Source organism: Streptomyces sp. NPDC055749 (assembly GCF_053617235.1).
The window spans coordinates 303,197-320,673 of the sequence record NZ_JBSHFH010000001.1; the positions used below are offsets into that span (position 1 = coordinate 303,197).

The 17,477-nt window shown below is 70.1% G+C and carries 16 protein-coding genes; 10 read left to right on the plus strand and 6 right to left on the minus strand.

Annotated features, from left to right (window positions below):
• Positions 1-16 precede the first annotated feature (16 nt).
• Positions 17-973 carry an ATP-binding cassette domain-containing protein gene (locus ACWGO0_RS01410; protein ID WP_453526397.1) on the plus strand — a complete coding sequence of 319 codons (957 nt, stop codon included), beginning with the start codon at positions 17-19 and terminating at the stop codon, positions 971-973.
• Positions 970-1,803, plus strand: a complete 834-nt coding sequence (locus ACWGO0_RS01415) for an ABC transporter permease (RefSeq protein WP_453526194.1) — start codon at positions 970-972, stop codon at positions 1,801-1,803. Before ACWGO0_RS01410 ends, ACWGO0_RS01415 begins: the two co-directional genes overlap by 4 nt.
• Positions 1,804-1,825: 22 nt before the next feature.
• Here ACWGO0_RS01415 and ACWGO0_RS01420 read toward each other — a convergent pair whose 3' ends face one another.
• Complete coding sequence (locus tag ACWGO0_RS01420; RefSeq protein ID WP_453526197.1) at positions 1,826-3,253, minus strand: glutamate decarboxylase; 1,428 nt, start codon at positions 3,251-3,253, stop codon at positions 1,826-1,828.
• Positions 3,254-3,403: 150 nt separating this feature from the next.
• Positions 3,404-4,684 carry an ion channel protein gene (locus tag ACWGO0_RS01425; protein WP_453526200.1) on the minus strand — a complete coding sequence of 427 codons (1,281 nt, stop codon included), beginning with the start codon at positions 4,682-4,684 and terminating at the stop codon, positions 3,404-3,406.
• 136 nt (positions 4,685-4,820) lie between these two features.
• On the opposite strand from ACWGO0_RS01425, the gene ACWGO0_RS01430 reads away from it, so the two are divergent.
• Positions 4,821-5,579, plus strand: coding sequence for a MerR family transcriptional regulator (locus ACWGO0_RS01430; protein ID WP_453526203.1), 759 nt, complete (start codon positions 4,821-4,823; stop codon positions 5,577-5,579).
• Between the two features lie 48 nt (positions 5,580-5,627).
• Here ACWGO0_RS01430 and ACWGO0_RS01435 read toward each other — a convergent pair whose 3' ends face one another.
• Positions 5,628-5,993 carry a YbjQ family protein gene (locus ACWGO0_RS01435; RefSeq protein ID WP_453526206.1) on the minus strand — a complete coding sequence of 122 codons (366 nt, stop codon included), beginning with the start codon at positions 5,991-5,993 and terminating at the stop codon, positions 5,628-5,630.
• A gap of 148 nt (positions 5,994-6,141) precedes the next feature.
• On the opposite strand from ACWGO0_RS01435, the gene ACWGO0_RS01440 reads away from it, so the two are divergent.
• Entirely contained in the window at positions 6,142-6,849 is a 708-nt protein-coding gene (locus ACWGO0_RS01440) for a DedA family protein (RefSeq protein ID WP_453526209.1), read from the plus strand.
• Positions 6,850-6,891: 42 nt separating this feature from the next.
• On the opposite strand, the gene ACWGO0_RS01445 is transcribed toward ACWGO0_RS01440, so the two are convergent.
• Positions 6,892-8,592 (minus strand): threonine/serine ThrE exporter family protein, encoded by a 1,701-nt coding sequence (locus tag ACWGO0_RS01445; protein WP_453526212.1) that lies wholly within the window; start codon positions 8,590-8,592, stop codon positions 6,892-6,894.
• 141 nt (positions 8,593-8,733) lie between these two features.
• A complete protein-coding gene (locus ACWGO0_RS01450) occupies positions 8,734-9,228 on the minus strand; it encodes an inorganic diphosphatase (protein WP_014155500.1) in 495 nt (164 codons plus the stop codon).
• 86 nt (positions 9,229-9,314) lie between these two features.
• Between ACWGO0_RS01450 and dacB the strand changes: the two genes are divergently transcribed.
• The 6 genes from dacB to folE all read left to right on the plus strand — a co-directional run bounded on the left by dacB (position 9,315) and on the right by folE (position 16,881).
• Positions 9,315-10,799: a D-alanyl-D-alanine carboxypeptidase/D-alanyl-D-alanine endopeptidase gene (dacB, locus tag ACWGO0_RS01455; protein ID WP_453526216.1), complete on the plus strand. Its 1,485-nt coding sequence runs from the start codon at positions 9,315-9,317 to the stop codon at positions 10,797-10,799.
• Between the two features lie 49 nt (positions 10,800-10,848).
• On the plus strand, positions 10,849-11,985 hold the full coding sequence (locus tag ACWGO0_RS01460) for a zinc-dependent metalloprotease (protein ID WP_453526219.1): 1,137 nt from the start codon (positions 10,849-10,851) through the stop codon (positions 11,983-11,985).
• Between the two features lie 201 nt (positions 11,986-12,186).
• Positions 12,187-13,275: a tRNA lysidine(34) synthetase TilS gene (gene tilS, locus ACWGO0_RS01465; protein ID WP_453526222.1), complete on the plus strand. Its 1,089-nt coding sequence runs from the start codon at positions 12,187-12,189 to the stop codon at positions 13,273-13,275.
• 84 nt (positions 13,276-13,359) lie between these two features.
• The gene (hpt, locus tag ACWGO0_RS01470; RefSeq protein WP_030593143.1) at positions 13,360-13,899 is read left to right on the plus strand and encodes a hypoxanthine phosphoribosyltransferase; all 540 of its coding nucleotides are present in this window, start codon (positions 13,360-13,362) and stop codon (positions 13,897-13,899) included.
• Between the two features lie 167 nt (positions 13,900-14,066).
• Entirely contained in the window at positions 14,067-16,112 is a 2,046-nt protein-coding gene (ftsH, locus tag ACWGO0_RS01475) for an ATP-dependent zinc metalloprotease FtsH (protein WP_453526225.1), read from the plus strand.
• Between the two features lie 163 nt (positions 16,113-16,275).
• Positions 16,276-16,881: a GTP cyclohydrolase I FolE gene (gene folE / locus ACWGO0_RS01480; protein WP_453526228.1), complete on the plus strand. Its 606-nt coding sequence runs from the start codon at positions 16,276-16,278 to the stop codon at positions 16,879-16,881.
• Positions 16,882-16,929: 48 nt separating this feature from the next.
• Here the strand turns inward: folE and ACWGO0_RS01485 are convergent, their stop codons facing one another.
• Complete coding sequence (locus tag ACWGO0_RS01485) at positions 16,930-17,421, minus strand: DUF3180 domain-containing protein (protein WP_453526231.1); 492 nt, start codon at positions 17,419-17,421, stop codon at positions 16,930-16,932.
• Between the last annotated feature and the right edge of the window lie 56 nt (positions 17,422-17,477).

Consider the following 17,477-nt stretch of genomic DNA (forward strand, 5'->3'; position numbering starts at 1 on the left):
AGGGCTGGTGGAGATTGTGACCGACGCGATCGTCGTGGAAGGCGTTCACAAGCGGTACGGGGAGAAGCGCGCCCTGGACGGGCTGGACCTCACCGTCGGCCGGGGCACGGTGCACGGCGTGCTCGGCCCCAACGGTGCGGGCAAGACCACGGCCGTACGCATCCTGTCGACGCTTCTGCGGCACGACGAGGGCCGGGCCGAGGTTGCGGGACTCGACGTGCGCACCGAGGCGGGCGAGGTCCGGCGGCGGATCGGCCTGCTCGGGCAGCACGCGGCGGTGGACGAGGAACTGGGCGGCCGGCAGAACCTGGAGATGTTCGGCCGGCTGTACCACCTGGGCGCACGCCGGGCGGGCGTCCGGGCGGACGCGCTGCTGGAGCGATTCGGGCTCGCGGACACCGGCCGCAAGCCCGTCGGGCAGTACAGCGGAGGCATGCGGCGGCGGCTCGATCTGGCCGCCTCGCTGATCACCGACCCGGAGGTGCTCTTCCTGGACGAGCCCACGACCGGGCTGGACCCGCGCGGCAGGGCCGAGGTGTGGAGCGCGGTGCGTTCCCTGGTCGGCGGCGGTACGACCGTACTGCTGACGACGCAGTATCTGGACGAGGCGGACCAGCTGGCCGACCGTATCTCGGTCATCGACCGGGGCCGGGCCATCGCGGACGGGACGGCCGACGAACTGAAGGCGATGGTGGGCGGCGACCGGATCGACGTGGTCCTGCGTGACACGGCCCGGCTCGCGGAAGCGGCCGCGCTTCTCGGGGACGACGTGGTCGTGGACGAGGACCGGCGCCTGCTCAACGCGCCCGCGCCGGACCGGATGGCGGCACTGACCCGGACCGTACGGGCGCTGGAGGACGCGGGCATCGTGGCGGAGGACATCGCGGTCCGGCGCCCGACCCTGGACGAGGTGTTCCTGTCCCTCACGGACCGGACGCCGGATGAAGCGGACGAAGCGGAGGCAGCGGCATGAGCGCGGGCACGGCAACGGTGAAGGCGACGACAAAGGTCGCGGGGACGGGCCGTATCGGCTGGGCGCTGGCCGACTCCTGGACGATGACCCGGCGCGAACTCGCGCACTGGGCACGGCAGCCCGTCCAGGTGGTCGTCGGCCTGGTCTTCCCGGTGATGCTGCTCCTGATGTTCAACTACCTGGTCGGCGGCGGCCAGGGCGTCAACGGGGACAACACCGAGTTCCTGGTGCCCGGCATGCTCGCGCTCACCATGGCCTTCGGCCTGGAGGGGACGATGCTCGCCGTCACCCAGGACCTCGGCAAGGGCGTCATCGACCGTTTCCGCTCCATGCCGATGGTCTCGGGAGCGGTGCTGGTCGGCCGGAGCGTCGCGGACATGCTCCAGTCGGTGGCGGCGCTCGCCGTGATGATCGGCGTCGGTTACGCGGTCGGCTGGCGCTGGCACAACGGCCTCGCCGCCGCGCTCGGGGCGGTGGGCCTCCTGCTGCTCTTCCGGTTCGCGATGCTGTGGGTCGGCATCCAGCTGGCGATGGTGGCGGGCAAGCCGGAGATGGTGCAGGCGGTGCAGATCCTGGTCTGGCCCGTGGGTTTCCTCTCCAACGTCTTCGCGACCCCGGAGTCGATGCCGGGCTGGCTCGGCGCGGTGGTCGAGTGGAACCCGATGTCGGCGACGGCGACAGCGGTACGCGACCTGTTCGGCAACCCGGGAGGAGCGGGCGGCACCTGGGCCTCGGACCACGCCGAACTCCTGGCGGTGGCCTGGCCGCTGGCGATTACGGCGGTGTTCTTCCCCCTGGCGGTGCGGCGTTTCAAGAACCTGAGCCGCTGAACCGGCCTTTCGCTGCCCCCGCTCAGTGGTGGAACGACGAAGCCACCGCCTGGTCATGACTCAACGGATGCCGCTGCGCCCGAAGCTCGGGCAGCAGCAGCCCGAGATCCTGCACCAGCAACTCCGCGAGGTCCGACGAGAACCCATTGCGGCACACCACCCGCAGCACGGACAGATCCTGCCGGTGGGCCGGGAAGGTGTACGCCGGCACCAGCCACCCGCGCTCCCGCAACCGCCGCGACACGTCGAACACGTCGTACGACGTCACATCGGGCGCCATCGTGAACGCGAACACCGGCAGCTCGTCACCACGCGTGAGGAGCTGGAAGTCGCCCATGCTCTCGATCCGGAGAGCCAGCCCGCGCGCCACATCCCGTGACGCCTGCTGCACCGCCCGGTATCCCTCCCGCCCCAGCCGCAGGAACGTGTAGTACTGCGCCACCACCTGCGCGCCGGGGCGGGAGAAGTTCAGCGCGAACGTCGGCATGTCGCCGCCCAGATAGTTGACCCGGAAGACCAGCTCCTCCGGCAGTTGCGCGGCCGTACGCCACAGCGCCCAGCCCACCCCGGGATAGACGAGGCCGTACTTGTGCCCGGAGGTGTTGATCGAGGAGACGCGGGGAAGCCGGAAGTCCCACACCAGGTCCTCGTCGAGGAACGGCGCCACCATCGCCCCGGACGCCCCGTCCACATGGACGGGGATGTCCAGGCCGGTGTGCTCCTGGAGTTCGTCCAGCGCCGCGCACAGCTCCGCGATCGGCTCGTACGAACCGTCGAACGTGGAGCCGAGAATCCCGACCACCCCGATCGTGTTCTCGTCGCAGAGCTCGGCGGCGGCCTGCGGGTCGAGATGGAAGCGGCCACCCTCCATCGGGACCTGCCGGGCCTCGACCTCCCAGAACGTGCAGAACTTCTCCCAGCAGACCTGCACGTTGATGCCCATCACCAGATTGGGCCGGGCGGTGGCCGGGTAGCGGTCGGGGTTCCGCGCCGCCCAGCGCCGCTTCAGCGCCATCCCGGCGAGCATGCACGCCTCGCTGGACCCCGTGGTCGAACAGCCCACGGCGGCGCTCGGATCGGGCGCGTGCCACAGATCGGCGAGCATCGCGACACAGCGCCGCTCCAGCTCGGCCGTGCGTGGGTACTCGTCCTTGTCGATCATGTTCTTGTCCCGGCACTCCGCCATCAGCACACCGGCCTGGGGCTCCATCCAGGTGGTGACGAACGTGGCCAGGTTCAGCCGGGCGTTGCCGTCGAGCATCAGCTCGTCGTGCACGAGGCCGTACGCGGTCGACGGCGGCATCGGCCCGTCCGGCAGCCGGTGCCTCGGCGGCGCCGACGTCATCCCCGCAGCCGGATCGGCCTCGCCGAAGAACGGGTTGAGGGCGAGCCTGCGCCGCTCCTCGGGGGGTTCGTCCTCGTGCCCGTGGGCACCTCTGTGAAGCGGCATCGGCGGGCAGCCCTTCTCGGCTCTCGGCGGCGGTCGGGGTCCGCGCCCGACGGGATGCCGACCGGACGGGACCGAACGAAAGCGACAATACGGATATCCGCCCCAACCGGCGCGCCGGAGAAACGCCTCCAATCGCCCCGGCCCGCTCCCTCACCTCAGCGGCGTACCGTCCTCGCGCAACTGCATCTGCGGGCGCCCGGTCACCAGCAGCCAGGCCGGCAGCGAGGCGATGCAGAGCATGGGCAGTACGGCCGCGTCGCTGACCAGGACGGCGGCGGTGAACAGGCTCAGCCAGCCCTGCCGGGTCACGGCGAGCAGGACACCCAGCACCGCGCAGGACACGGCGAGCGCGGGCGGTACGGCGTCGACCAGGGCGTGCGCGCAGAGCCCGAGAGCCACCCCGGTGAACACGGCGGGGAAGATCCGCCCGCCCCGGAAGCCGCAGGTCGCGGCCACGACGAGCGCCGCCGTCTTCACCACCGCCATGACGGCGAACTCCCCGGCCGTCCAGTTGCCGGGGTCCCCGGCGAGCTCCTTCACCTCGTCGAGCCCCTTGAAGAGCGTCAGATGCCCGCCCAGCGCCCCCAGCAGGCCGAGCAGCAGCCCGCCCAGGGTCAGCGCGAGCACCGGACGCCTCAGTGACCCGAACAGCCGGTGCGCCACCGGGAACGCGTACACCGCAACCAGACCGAGCAGCGCCCCCGCGGAGGCGATCACGACCGAGGAGAGCAGGTCGCCGAAGCCCGGCTCCGTGTAGTCGGGCAGCGACAGATCGAAGCTCGGATGCGCGATCAGCGACATGGTGAGCGCACCGGCGGCGCCCGCAGCGAGCGGCGCGAAGAGCCGGTCCCAGAGTGCTCCGGGGGCGGGGCGCGAGGCCAGGGTCTCGGAGAGGATCAGCGCCGCCGCCACGGGCGTGCCGAACAGGGCGCCGATGGTGCCGGCCGCCGCGAGCGAGATCCACAGCTCGGCGGGCGCCCCGGGCAGCGCACGGCGGCCCAGCCAGAAGGCCAGCGCGATGTTCGCGGCCGTGATCGGGTTCTCGGGCCCGAGGCTCACCCCGCCGGCCAGCGCCAGCGCGGTCACCAGCAGCAGACCGGGGATGACGCCGGGCGCCATCGGGGCGTCCACCAGACCGGTGGTGGCCGGGTCCGGGCCGCCGTGTCCGTGCACGGTGCGGACGACCAGTCCGACCGCGAGGCCGGTCGCGGTCAGCATGACGATCATCCAGAGCGAGGAGAACCGGCCCACGCCGAGTGCGTCCGGCAGGGTCTTCCAGAGCACGTCCTGGAGTTCTTCCGCGAGCAGGCTGACGCCGAGCAGCACGAGCGCCGAGGCCACTCCCACGACGAGGGCGGGCACGATGACCAGGAGCAGCCGATGGGCCGGTGTGGGTGCGGTGAGCGCGGGGGAAGGCGATTCAGAGGCCACCGGCTCACCATAACGGCGTAAAAGCCGCATAACACTCAAGGTGTTCATCGGGTCACTCGATTTCCGGCTTGCACCTCACGTGGCGTCAGGTCCCAGGCTGAGGGACGTACCGAGCAACAGAAGGGAGCGGGGAGCCGTGAGCTACTCCGTGGGCCAGGTCGCCGCATTCGCCGGAGTGACGGTGCGCACGCTGCACCACTACGACGGAATCGGCCTGCTCTCGCCCAGTGGGCGCAGCCACGCGGGCCACCGCCGTTACGACGACGGGGACCTCGACCGGCTGCAGCAGATCCTGTTCTACCGGGAGCTCGGCTTTCCGCTCGACGACATCGCGGTCCTGCTCGACGACCCGGACGCGGACCCGCAGGAACACCTGCGCCGCCAGCACCAGCTGCTGTCCGGCCGGATCGCCGAGCTGCGGAAGATGGCCGCCGCCGTCGAAACAGCCATGGAGGCGAAGAAGATGGGCATCAACCTCACACCCGAGGAGAAGTTCGAGGTCTTCGGGGGCAAGGACCCCGAGGCGTACGCGGAGGAGGCCGAGAGCCGCTGGGGCGGCACCGAGACCTACGCCGAGTCGCAGCGCAGGGTCGCCCGCTACACCAAGGACGACTGGAAGCGGATGCAGGCGGAGGTCGCCGACTGGGGCGAGCGCTACGACGCCCTGATGGAGGCGGGCGAGCCGGCCACCGGTGAGCGCGCGATGGACCTCGCCGAGGCACACCGGCAGCACATCATCACGTGGTTCTACGAGTGCACGCCGGAGATCCACCGGTGCCTGGGCGAGATGTACGTCTCGGACCCGCGGTTCCGCGCCCACTACGAGTCGATGCGGCCCGGCCTGGCCGAGCACCTCCGGGACGCCATCGACGCCAACGCCGAACGCCGGGCATAGGGCCCGTCCTGTCGTACGGGGGTGGGGGCGCCCCCACCCCCGTACCCCTCACAGCTTGTTGATCACCGCCGCAGTCCCGTACGCGCAGACCTCCGTGCCCACGTCGGCTGCCTCGCTCACGTCGAACCGCATCATCAGCACCGCGTTGGCACCCCGCGCCCTGGCCTGCTCGACGAGCCGTTCCATCGCCTGGTTGCGGGTCTCGACCAGGGTCTTGGTCAGCCCCTTCAGCTCGCCGCCGATCATCGACTTCAGCCCGGCGCCGATCTGGCTGCCCAGATGGCGCGAGCGCACGGTGAGGCCGAACACCTCACCGATCACCTGGGTCACCTGGTGTCCGGGAACGTCGTTCGTGGTGACGACCAGCACATCGGCATGAGCCGTCTGTCCGCCGCCGTAGTCCTCAATGCCCATCGTTGTGGCACCTCCTGGGGAAAAGCTTTGCCCCGGTTCGCGCCGTGTGCATTCTCGCCTACGCCATTGGAACCCGGAGGCGCTCCGTGGCGTTGATAGCTTGGGGCGGCCACGCAGCCGCCATCGATCGATCCTGGAGCCCGGACCCTTGAATACGCTTGCGCTCGGCCCGAGCTGGCTGGACCCGGACTATCTGCTCAACACCTTCGGTCTCCCCGGCCTCCTCGCCATCGTCTTCGCGGAGTCCGGACTGTTGATCGGCTTCTTCCTGCCCGGTGACTCCCTGCTGTTCACCACGGGTCTGCTGGTGACGACGGGCGACCTGAAGTACCCGCTCTGGCTGGTCTGCACCCTGGTCGCGCTGGCCGCGATCATCGGTGACCAGGTCGGCTATCTCTTCGGCCGCAAGGTGGGCCCGGCCCTCTTCAAGCGCCCGGACTCCCGCCTCTTCAAGCAGGAGAACGTCGAGAAGGCCCACGAGTTCTTCGAGAAGTACGGCCCGAAGTCCCTGGTCCTGGCCCGCTTCGTGCCCGTGGTGCGTACGTTCACGCCGATCATCGCCGGTGTCAGCCGGATGAACTACCGGTCGTTCATCACGTACAACATCATCGGCGGCATCCTCTGGGGCGTCGGTGTCACCGTGCTCGGAGCCATGCTCGGCAAGATCGACTTCGTGCACGCGCACATCGAGATGATCCTCATCCTGATCGTGCTCGTCTCGGTGCTTCCGATCGCCATCGAGTTCCTGCGCGCCCGCAGCAAGTCGAAGAAGGAAGCCGCGCGCGGACAGGACGGCCCCGGGCACTCCGGCGGAAACCCCTCCTCCGGCCAGCGCGGCCGGCACGCCAAGCGCTGACAGGACCGTCCGCCCCCAGGGCCTGTCCGGCGCCCCGCCGGCTCAGAAGCCGCGGGTCCGCTTGGCCGCGCGGCGGTTCGCCCCGCCGACGGCCCCCGGCACCCGCATGAACAGCCGCGAGATCTCGCTTCCCAGGTTCACCCCGATCGCGATGGCCAGCGCCGTCGCGACCGCGGTGGACAGGGAGGCGAGGCCCGCGTCCAGCTCCCCCTGCGCCACACCCAGCAGACCGAAGTACGTCGCGGACCCCGGCAGCAGCGGACCGATCGCCGCCGTGATGAACGGCAGCGACGAGGTGTACTGATAGCGCGAGAACAACTGGCCGAAGAGCCCCACGAGACCGGCCGCCACCGCCGTCGCCGCAACCGGTGAGATGTCGCCCGTGCGGGCCAGGGCCCCGTAGATGATCCAGGCCACACCACCGTTGAGCGTGACCACGAGCACGGTGGAACGCTCCTGCTGGAGCAGCAGGGCGAAGCACAGGCTCAGCGCCATCGACGCCAGGATCTGGAGCACGGGCCGGTCGACGGGCTCGAAGCGTTCCTCGGGGTTCAGCCCCACCCCCAGCTGCACCCCCAGATAGAGGATCAGCAGCACCCCGGTGACGATGCCGATGAAGAAGTACATGACTTCCAGGAGCCGGGCGGCAGCGGTGATGTAGTAGCCGGTCAGACCGTCCTGCACACCCGCCACCAGGGCCCGCCCCGGCAGCAGCGCGAACAGCCCACCGGTGATCACCGCGGACGGGCGGATGTCCGTGGAATGGGTCAGCGTCAGCAGGACGCCCATGGCCGCGGGCGGCATCGCGGCCACCAGGAACTGGTAGAACTCCGGCAGCCCGCGGCCCGCGAAGAGCCACGCCAGCCGGTCCCCGAGCATTGCCCCGGCCGCTGCCACGATGAAGACCAGCGCACCACCGCCGACGAGCACCGACGCCGAACCTGCCAGCAGACCGGCGGCGGCCGTCAGCACCCAGCCGGGGTACGGATGCCGGTTACGGCGGATCTCGGCGAGACGCCCGTACGCGTCCTCCAGCGAGACCTCGACGTCCTCGTGCGTGATGTCGTCGACGAGCCGGAACACGGCGGCCAGCCGGGTGTAGTCGGTGCCGCGACGGCGTACGGTCCTGCTCGCCGTCACAGGGTCCTCGACCAGCGACGGCTGGTGCGAGATGGACAGCAGCGTGAAGGTGACGGTCGGCTCGGACCGGTCCAGACCGTACGAACGCGTCACCGCGAACATGGCGGCCTCGACGTCCTCGGCCCCCTCGCCGCCCGCCAGCAGCAGTTCCCCGATACGCAGCGTCAGGTCGAGCACGCGGGGTACGGCGGGGCCGGTGTCATCGGTCTTCTGGACGCTCTCCGGCGCGGGCCGCTCGGTCACCGGCATCCGCAGCATGGTGCGCATCCGGTCCTGCCAGGGCGCTTCCTTGGTCAGCCGGACCATCGGACTGCCGTGCGCCGGGGTGAAGGCGGGCTGCGCGTGCTGGGCGCTGTAGCCGCGCGGCGGCACGAAGGCGGACGTCAGCGTGTCCGAACCTGAACCGGAACCGGCGCCGGGGCCCGTTCCCGGGTGCCCCGAAGGATCGGTGTGCAGACCGGCCGGAAGAGCGAATTCCGAGGTCGGGTGGTCGTCCTCGTCGGGCGCGGCGGGCTGGTCCACGCCCGCGGGTGGCACGAAGGCGCTGCGCGCCTCGTCGGACTGGGGCTTCTGGTCCTCCGAACCGCCCTGTTCCGCCACCACTCGACCTCGCTCCTCTTCGGCTCGCTTCCTCGGCTGTGCCCAGGGCTCTGTCTCGTGCCCAGTATGTGCACGGACATGGCCCGGGACGCCAAACGGGCGGCACACCACCAAAGGTGTGCCGCCCGTTCGCGAAGTGTTACGTCAGTGCGCGCCGCCCTGCGCCTCAAGACGCTTGTAGGACGCCTCGATCTCGGCCTCCGCCTCGGTACGGCCGACCCAGTCGGCACCCTCGACGGACTTGCCGGGCTCCAGGTCCTTGTAGACCTCGAAGAAGTGCTGGATCTCCAGGCGGTCGAACTCCGACACGTGGTGGATGTCGCGCAGGTGCTCCACCCGGGGGTCGGAGGCCGGGACGCACAGCAGCTTGTCGTCGCCGCCGGCCTCGTCCGTCATGCGGAACATGCCGATGGCGCGGCACTTGATGAGGCAACCGGGGAAGGTCGGCTCCTCCAGGATGACCAGCGCGTCCAGCGGGTCGCCGTCCTCGCCGAGGGTGTTCTCGACGAAGCCGTAGTCGGCCGGGTAGCTGGTCGAGGTGAAGAGTCGACGGTCCAGACGGATCCTGCCGGTCTCGTGGTCCACCTCGTACTTGTTCCGCGAACCCTTAGGGATCTCGATAACGACGTCGAACTCCACGGGTGGCTCCTCCATGATCAACACATACGACTGGTGATTAAGTGTCCCCCACGCAGATGGGTGCTCGCGAAAGGGGCTGGTCAACGGTGGCCGAGCCGGTGGAAAGACCGTCGATCCGTCCGTTGAACATGTGGGACAGGCTGAAAGGCCCGAGGAACCGGAAGATGCTGTACGGGTCGCACAACTGGCAGCTCGTCGCAGGCTCCGCCGTGCTCGGCCTGGTCGTCGCCACCGGCGCCGTCTTCGCCGCCGGTCCCTGGGACTCCGGTCAGCGTAAGGCCGAGCGGGACCGGGTGGTCGCCGGGGAACGTACAGGTGGCGCACATCACGAGCGCCCGGTGCCCGCCGCGCCGAAGCCCGCCCCCAGCGCCCCCGCCGTGCTCACGGCGGTGGGCGGCCCCGTCGCCCGGACGGAGCCGGCGGACGCGGCCGGTCTCGCCGCCACTCTCGGCCCGCTGCTGAACGGCCCCGCCCTCGGCACCCGCCCCACCGGCGCCGTCATCGACACGGCCACCGGAAAGCAGCTGTACGGACAGGGCACCGGCACCCCGATGACACCCGCCTCCACGGTGAAGATCGCCACCACGGTCGCCGCGCTCCGCGCCCTCGGCCCCGGCCACCGCATCGCCACGACCGTCCGGGCGTCGGCGGACTCGCGAACCCTCACCCTCGTCGGCGGGGGCGACCCCACGCTCAGCAGGGCCGCCCTGCGCCGCCTCGCCGCCGACGCGGCGGACGCCCTGCGGGAGCAGGAGATCAGCACCGTCCGGCTCACGTACGACACCTCCCGCTACACCGGGCCCCCGCTGCACCCCATCGGCCCCAACGAGAACATCGCCCCCGTCAGCGCCCTCATGATCGACGAGGGCCGGCTCGACGGCAGCACCCGCGGACCCGCCCCGCGCACCGCCGACCCGGCCGGAGACGCCGCGCGCACCTTCGCAGGACTGCTCGACGAGGCCGGGATCGCCACCGAGGCCGCGCCCACGCGTCACCGGGCACCCGCCAAGTCCCGTACGGTCGCCACCCACCGCTCGCAACCGCTGTCCCTGCTCGTCGAACGGGCCCTGACCAACAGCGACAACGACATCGCCGAGGCCCTCGTCCGCGAGACCGCGCTGGCGACGGGCGAACGGCCCGACTTCGCGGGCGGCCGACGGGCCGTCACCGCGCAGCTGAAGAAACTCGGCCTGCCGGTGGCCGGTGCGAATCTCGCCGACGGCAGCGGCCTCGACCGGAACGACCGGGTGGCCGCCGCCCTGCTCGCCGGCCTCCTGGCCCGCGCCGCGGACCCCGCGCACCCGGAACTCCGCCCCGTCCTCACGGGCCTCCCGGTCGCCGGATTCAGCGGCACCCTCGAAGGCCGCTACAACGAGAAGTCCCACGGCACCGGCCTGATCCGCGCCAAGACCGGCACCCTCACCGGAGTGAACACACTCGCCGGAACCGTCGTCGACACGCGGGGCCGCCTCCTCGCGTTCGCCTTCCTCGCCACCGGCACCACATCCCCGTTCGAGGCCCAGTCCTCGCTCGACACCCTGGCCACCGCTCTCGTCGACGGCCCGCGATGAGCCGCCCAACACCCCTCCACCGGGCGACCCCCTCACGTACGGTTGACGCATGACGAGCATCGGTGGTGCCGAGATGGTCGACTGGAATCTCGCGGTGGCGACCGCGACCCGACTCGTGCGGCCGGGGCCCGACATCAGCCGCGAGGAGGCCCGCGCCGTCGTCGCGGAGCTGCGCCGGCATGCCAAGGCCTCGGAGGAGCACGTCCGTTCCTTCACCCGGATGATCCCGGAAGGCCACGAACCGGAGGACACCCCGGTCCTGGTGGTCGACCGGGCCGGCTGGATCAGGGCCAACGTCGCGGGCTTCCGCGAACTGCTCCGCCCCCTGCTGGAGAAGATGCAGGACCGGCGCCCCGGCGGCGCGGGCGGCGTCGTGCTCGGCGCGGTCGGCGGCAAGGTGACCGGCGTGGAGCTGGGCATGCTGCTGTCGTTCCTGGCCTCCCGGGTGCTGGGGCAGTACGAGACGTTCGCCCCCGCCACCCGCGAACTCCCCGCCTCCGCCAAGGGCGGCGGGCGGCTGCTGCTCGTCGCCCCCAACATCGTCCACGTCGAGCGCGAACTCGATGTCGACCCCCACGACTTCAGGCTCTGGGTCGCCCTCCACGAGGAGACGCACCGCACCCAGTTCACCGGCGTGCCCTGGCTGCGTGACCATCTGAAGGGCGAGATCCAGTCGTTTCTGGACGAGACGGATGTCGACCCGATGACAGTCCTGGAGCGCCTCCGCGAGGCCGCCCAGTCGCTGTCGGGGGCCGCCCGCCCCGAGGGCGAGCAGGGCGAGGACGAGGGCCGCAGCCTCGTCGAGATCGTCCAGACGCCCGCCCAGCGCGAGATCCTCGGCCGCCTCACCGCGGTGATGTCCCTGCTCGAAGGGCACGCGGACTTCGTGATGGACGGTGTGGGACCCGAGGTCGTCGGCTCCGTGGCCGAGATCCGGGAGAAGTTCCAGCAGCGCAGGGCGCGTGGCGCGGGCCGCCTCGACATGGCGCTGCGCAAGCTCCTGGGACTCGACGCCAAGCTCCGTCAGTACCGCGACGGCGAACGCTTCGTCAGCGCCGTCGTCGGCGAGGTCGGTATGGACGGCTTCAACCGGGTCTGGACCTCGCCCAACACCCTCCCGACGAAGGCGGAGATCGCCAAACCGGCGGACTGGATCGCGAGGGTGCACCGTAAGGCAGAGTCGTGATCTTGCCCCGCCCGTAGCTCCTGTCCGGCCGGAGAATGCCCCTTCAATCACCCATCCGAGGGACCATAGGGGCATGGGAAGGCGTGCAATGCTCGATGAACAGCTTGGCTCTGTCACCATCGACGCACTCTGAGTGACGGAACTCAACCGTTCCGTCCCTCCGAGGCACCCCCCGAAAAACCTTCACGAAGGGCACCGGACATGGGTCCCCATCCTGCGGTCGCGGCGATACGCCTGGCGGTTCGCCGCGTACTCCACGACGTACTCACCGAATACGATCGCCACACCGACAAGACCGGCAGGGCCGAGTTCGCCGAGGCCGGCGCGGTCAGGCAGCGCGCCGCACTTCCCGAACGACCCGATACCCCACTCGTGCTCGTGGCATGCTCCGGCGGCGCCGATTCCATGGCGCTCGCCTCCGCCCTCGCCTTCGAGTCCCGCAAGCTCGCCGTCCGGGCAGGCGGAATCACCGTCGACCACAACCTCCAGCCGGGCTCGGCCCAGCGCGCCGCCGAGGTCGTCAGGCGGCTCGGCGCCATGGACCTCGACCCGGTCGAGGCGGTCGCCGTGCAGGTCGGCCGTGAGGGCGGCCCCGAAGCCGCCGCCCGCGACGCGCGCTACGAGGCCCTGGACGCCGCGGCCGAGCGCCACGGCGCCGCCGCCGTTCTGCTCGGTCACACCCGCGACGACCAGGCCGAAACCGTCCTGCTCGGTCTCGCCCGCGGCTCCGGCATCCGCTCCCTGTCGGGGATGGCCGCCGCGTCGGGCCCCGCCGGCCGCTACCGCCGCCCGTTCCTCCAGCTCGACCGGCAGACCGCCCGCAAGGCATGCCTGGTCCAGTCGCTGCCCGTCTGGGACGACCCGCACAACATCGACCCGGCCTACACCCGCTCCCGGCTCCGCCACGAGGGCCTGCCCGCCCTGGAGAAGGCCCTCGGCAAAGGCGTCGTCGAAGCCCTCGCCCGTACGGCCCAGCTCTCCCGCGACGATGCCGACGCCCTCGACACCTGGGCCGCCGAGGCCGACCTCTCCGTACGCGACGACGCGGGGCAGCTGGAGTGCGCCAAGCTCTACGTCCTGCCGCCCGCCGTGCGCCGCAGAGTGCTGCGCCGGGCCCTGATCGAGGCCGGGGCCCCCGCCGGTTCGCTGTTCGCCCGTCACATCGAGGAAGTCGACCGTCTCATCACCGGCTGGCGCGGCCAGCGCGCCATCAACCTGCCGGGCCGCGTCGAAGCCCAGCGGCAGGGTGGCAGACTGGTCATTCGGCAGAGCTGTAGCGCAAGCGGCTGAAGTGCAGGCGAAACGGCCGGCCGGCCCGGGGCACCACTCCGGGACCGGCAGGCTAAGAAAGAGACGCGGGTGAACGAGAAGGACATGGGCACCGACCTTCAGTCGGTGCTTCTCACCAAGGAAGAGATCGACGCGAAGCTCGTCGAGCTGGCCGCGAAGATCGACGCGGAGTACGCGGGCAAGGATCTGCTCCTCGTGGGCGTCCTCAAGGGCGCGGTGATGGTCATGGCGGACCTGGCGCGCGCGCTGTCCACCCCCGTCACCATGGACTGGATGGCCGTCTCCTCGTACGGCGCGGGTACCCAGTCCTCCGGTGTCGTCCGGATCCTCAAGGACCTGGACACCGACATCAAGGGCAAGCACGTCCTGATCGTCGAGGACATCATCGACTCCGGTCTGACGCTGTCCTGGCTGCTGTCCAACCTGGGCTCGCGCGAGCCCGCCTCCCTGGAGGTCTGCACCCTGCTGCGCAAGCCGGATGCCGCAAAGGTCGCGATCGACGTGAAGTGGATCGGCTTCGACATCCCCAACGAGTTCGTCGTCGGTTATGGGCTGGACTATGCGGAGAAGTACCGCAACCTCCCCTTCGTCGGCACGCTCGCCCCGCACGTCTACGGCGGCTGACGGGAACCCTCACCGACTTCCCGCCGTTGGAGCCTTCGAAGGCGGGTTTGTCAGACGTCACCGGCGGTCGCGGGTGACAATGCTGGGGTACCGTCCGAAGAACAGTCTTTTCTCACAGCAGCATTTACCTACGGGCAGGAGGGACGGGGCGACTTCGCTCCGTATGGATGGACGTGAAGCGATACTTCCGTGGGCCGGTCATGTGGATCGTGCTGGCCGTCCTCGCCGTGGTCGTGTTGATGCAGGTCGTCGGCTCGTCTGGCGGCTACAAGACGGTGGACACCGGCAAGGTGATCCAGGCGATCAGCAAGGACCAGGTGGAGCAGGCCAAGCTGACCACCGGTGACGAACAGATTCTCAAGATCGAGCTGAAGGACGGACAGAAGCTCCAGGGCGAGTCCGGCAGCAAGTTCCAGGCGAGCTATATCGGCAACCAGGGCGTCGAGCTGGCGGACACGCTGCAGGAGAAGTTCGAGAGCGGTGACATCGAGAAGGGTTACACCGTCTCGCCGTCGAAGCAGTCCCCGTTCGTCTCGATCCTCCTCTCGCTGCTGCCGTTCGTTCTGATCGTGGTCGTCTTCCTGTTTCTGATGAATCAGATGCAGGGCGGCGGTTCCAAGGTCATGCAGTTCGGCAAGTCCAAGGCGAAGCTGATCACCAAGGACACGCCGAAGACGACGTTCGCCGATGTGGCGGGGTCGGACGAGGCTGTCGAGGAACTCCACGAGATCAAGGAGTTCCTGCAGGAGCCGGCGAAGTTCCAGGCCGTCGGCGCCAAGATTCCCAAGGGTGTCCTGCTGTACGGGCCTCCCGGTACGGGCAAGACGCTGCTCGCCCGCGCGGTCGCCGGCGAAGCGGGCGTCCCGTTCTACTCGATCTCCGGTTCCGACTTCGTCGAGATGTTCGTCGGTGTCGGTGCCTCCCGAGTGCGTGACCTCTTCGAGCAGGCCAAGGCGAACGCCCCGGCGATCGTCTTCGTCGACGAGATCGACGCCGTGGGCCGGCACCGCGGTGCCGGCATGGGCGGCGGTCACGACGAGCGCGAGCAGACCCTCAACCAGCTGCTCGTCGAGATGGACGGCTTCGACGTGAAGGGCGGCGTCATCCTGATCGCCGCCACGAACCGCCCGGACATCCTCGACCCGGCACTGCTGCGCCCGGGACGTTTCGACCGGCAGATCGCGGTCGACCGCCCGGACATGCTGGGCCGCCTCGAAATCCTCAAGGTGCACAAGAAGGGCAAGCCGGTAACGGACGACGTCGATCTCAGCGCCGTCGCCCGCCGTACCCCCGGCTTCACCGGTGCCGACCTGTCGAACGTGCTGAACGAAGCGGCGCTCCTCACGGCGCGCAGCAACAAGAAGCTGATCGACAACTCCATGCTCGACGAGGCCATCGACCGCGTCGTGGCGGGTCCGCAGAAGCGGACCCGGATCATGTCCGAGAAGGAAAAGAAGATCACCGCGTACCACGAGGGCGGACACGCCCTGGTCGCGGCGGCTTCTCCCCAGTCGGACCCGGTCCACAAGATCACGATCCTCTCCCGCGGTCGCGCCCTCGGTTACACGATGGTGCTCCCGGAGGAGGACAAGTACTCCACGACGCGCAACGAGATGCTCGACCAGCTGGCATACATGCTGGGCGGGCGCGCGGCCGAGGAGCTGGTCTTCCACGACCCGACGACCGGCGCTGCGAACGACATCGAGAAGGCCAGTGCCACGGCCCGCGCGATGGTCACGCAGTACGGAATGACGGAGCGGCTCGGCGCGATCAAGTTCGGTGGAGACAACACCGAGCCGTTCGTGGGCCGTGAGCTCGGCCATCAGCGCGACTACTCGGAAGAGGTCGCCGCGCTGGTCGACGAAGAGGTCAAGAAGCTCATCGAGACCGCGCACAACGAGGCCTGGGAGATCCTGGTCGAGAACCGCGACATTCTCGACGCCCTGGTCCTCGAACTCCTCGAGAAGGAGACGCTCGGCAAGGAGCAGATCGCGGAGATCTTCGCTCCTATCGTCAAGCGTCCGGCCCGCCCGGCCTGGACCGGTTCCGCACGGCGCACGCCGTCGACGCGACCGCCGGTCCTCTCTCCCAAGGAGCTGGCCCTCACCAACGGCGTCACCACCGCCAATGGTTCGGCCGCCCCGGCGGAGATCGCACCGAAGGACATCACCCCGGCAACGGAGGCGATTCCGGAGGAGCGTCCGGAGAGCTAGACCCCGTACCGACACCGGTGTGTCCCCCGTCACGGGGGTCCCACCGGGCCCGGAATGGATGCCGCGCCCCCCAGGTTTTAGCCTGTGGGGGCGCGGCTTTTTCTGTATGCCTGCGAGGTTGGCGCGAAGCACGCGCATGCGACAGCACAAGGAACGAGGACAGATGACCGACCCGGTGACGCTGGACGGCGAGGGCACGATCGGCGAGTTCGACGAGAAGCGGGCCGAGGCCGCCGTACGTGAACTGCTCATCGCGGTCGGGGAGGACCCGGACCGCGAGGGTCTGCGCGAGACGCCGGGACGGGTGGCGCGTGCGTACAAGGAGATATTCGCGGGGCTGTACCAGGAGCCCGAGGACGTCCTGACGACGACGTTCGATCTCGGCCACGACGAGATGGTGCTGGTGAAGGACATCGAGGTGTTCAGCACCTGTGAGCACCACCTGGTGCCGTTCAGGGGCGTCGCTCACGTCGGATACATCCCGGCGACCAGCGGCAAGATCACCGGGCTCTCCAAGTTGGCCCGGCTCGTCGACGTCTTCGCGCGGCGTCCGCAGGTCCAGGAGCGGCTGACCACGCAGGTCGCCGAGTCGCTGATGGAGATCCTGGAGCCGCGCGGCGTCATCGTCGTGATCGAGTGCGAGCACATGTGCATGTCGATGCGGGGCATCCGCAAGCCCGGGGCGAAGACGATCACCTCCGCGGTCCGCGGCCAGCTCCGCGACCCCGCGACCCGCGCCGAGGCCATGAGCCTCATCATGGCGCGCTGACGGGCGCCGGACAGGAGCGTCCCGGACGGGAGTGTCGGAGGCGTCCGCCTAGGCGGACGCCGCGCTCCGGTCGTCGTTCCCGTTGTCCTTGTCCTCCGGGAGCTTGCAGACGCGCTCCAGGAACAGGGCGGCGGCGATGACGGCGATGCCCGCCAGCACCGCGAAGCCCGCGTAGATGGCCTGTTCGCGGCGGGGCGGGATGTCGAGGGAGCCGAGCAGGAACACGCCCGTGCCGCCGTACATCCCGGAGACCAGGGCGGCCACGAGGGCGCTCGCCTGGCCGAAGACGACCGCGCGGGCCGCCATCAGCGGCTCCACGCCCTTCGCGCCGGGCCGGCGCTCCCGCTGCGCCCGCAGGCGGGTGCGGATGGAGAGCGCCGTCGCGAGCAGGATGACGGCGATGGCCGCCAGCACGACCGGCGCCGCGAGGGGGACGCTCGGCAGGGTGCCGAGGGAGTCCCAGAGACGGGCCCCGCCCCAGGACAGCACGCCGGCGGCGGCGAAGAGTCCGGCCAGTACCCCGAGCCGTAGTTGCCTCACCGAGAGCCGCCCTTCGCCGCCGGGTGTCCGTGGATTCCTGTGTGGTGTCCGTCGAG

Coding starts and splice junctions, on each gene's coding strand:
- ACWGO0_RS01460 (WP_453526219.1), top strand. CDS start 10,849: ATGACGAGCATCGGTGGTGCCGAGATGGTCGACTGGAATCTCGCGGTG.
- hpt (WP_030593143.1), top strand. CDS start 13,360: ATGGGCACCGACCTTCAGTCGGTGCTTCTCACCAAGGAAGAGATCGAC.
- ACWGO0_RS01435 (WP_453526206.1), bottom strand. CDS start 5,993: ATGGGCATTGAGGACTACGGCGGCGGACAGACGGCTCATGCCGATGTG.
- ACWGO0_RS01420 (WP_453526197.1), bottom strand. CDS start 3,253: ATGCCGCTTCACAGAGGTGCCCACGGGCACGAGGACGAACCCCCCGAG.
- ftsH (WP_453526225.1), top strand. CDS start 14,067: ATGGACGTGAAGCGATACTTCCGTGGGCCGGTCATGTGGATCGTGCTG.
- tilS (WP_453526222.1), top strand. CDS start 12,187: ATGGGTCCCCATCCTGCGGTCGCGGCGATACGCCTGGCGGTTCGCCGC.
- folE (WP_453526228.1), top strand. CDS start 16,276: ATGACCGACCCGGTGACGCTGGACGGCGAGGGCACGATCGGCGAGTTC.
- ACWGO0_RS01415 (WP_453526194.1), top strand. CDS start 970: ATGAGCGCGGGCACGGCAACGGTGAAGGCGACGACAAAGGTCGCGGGG.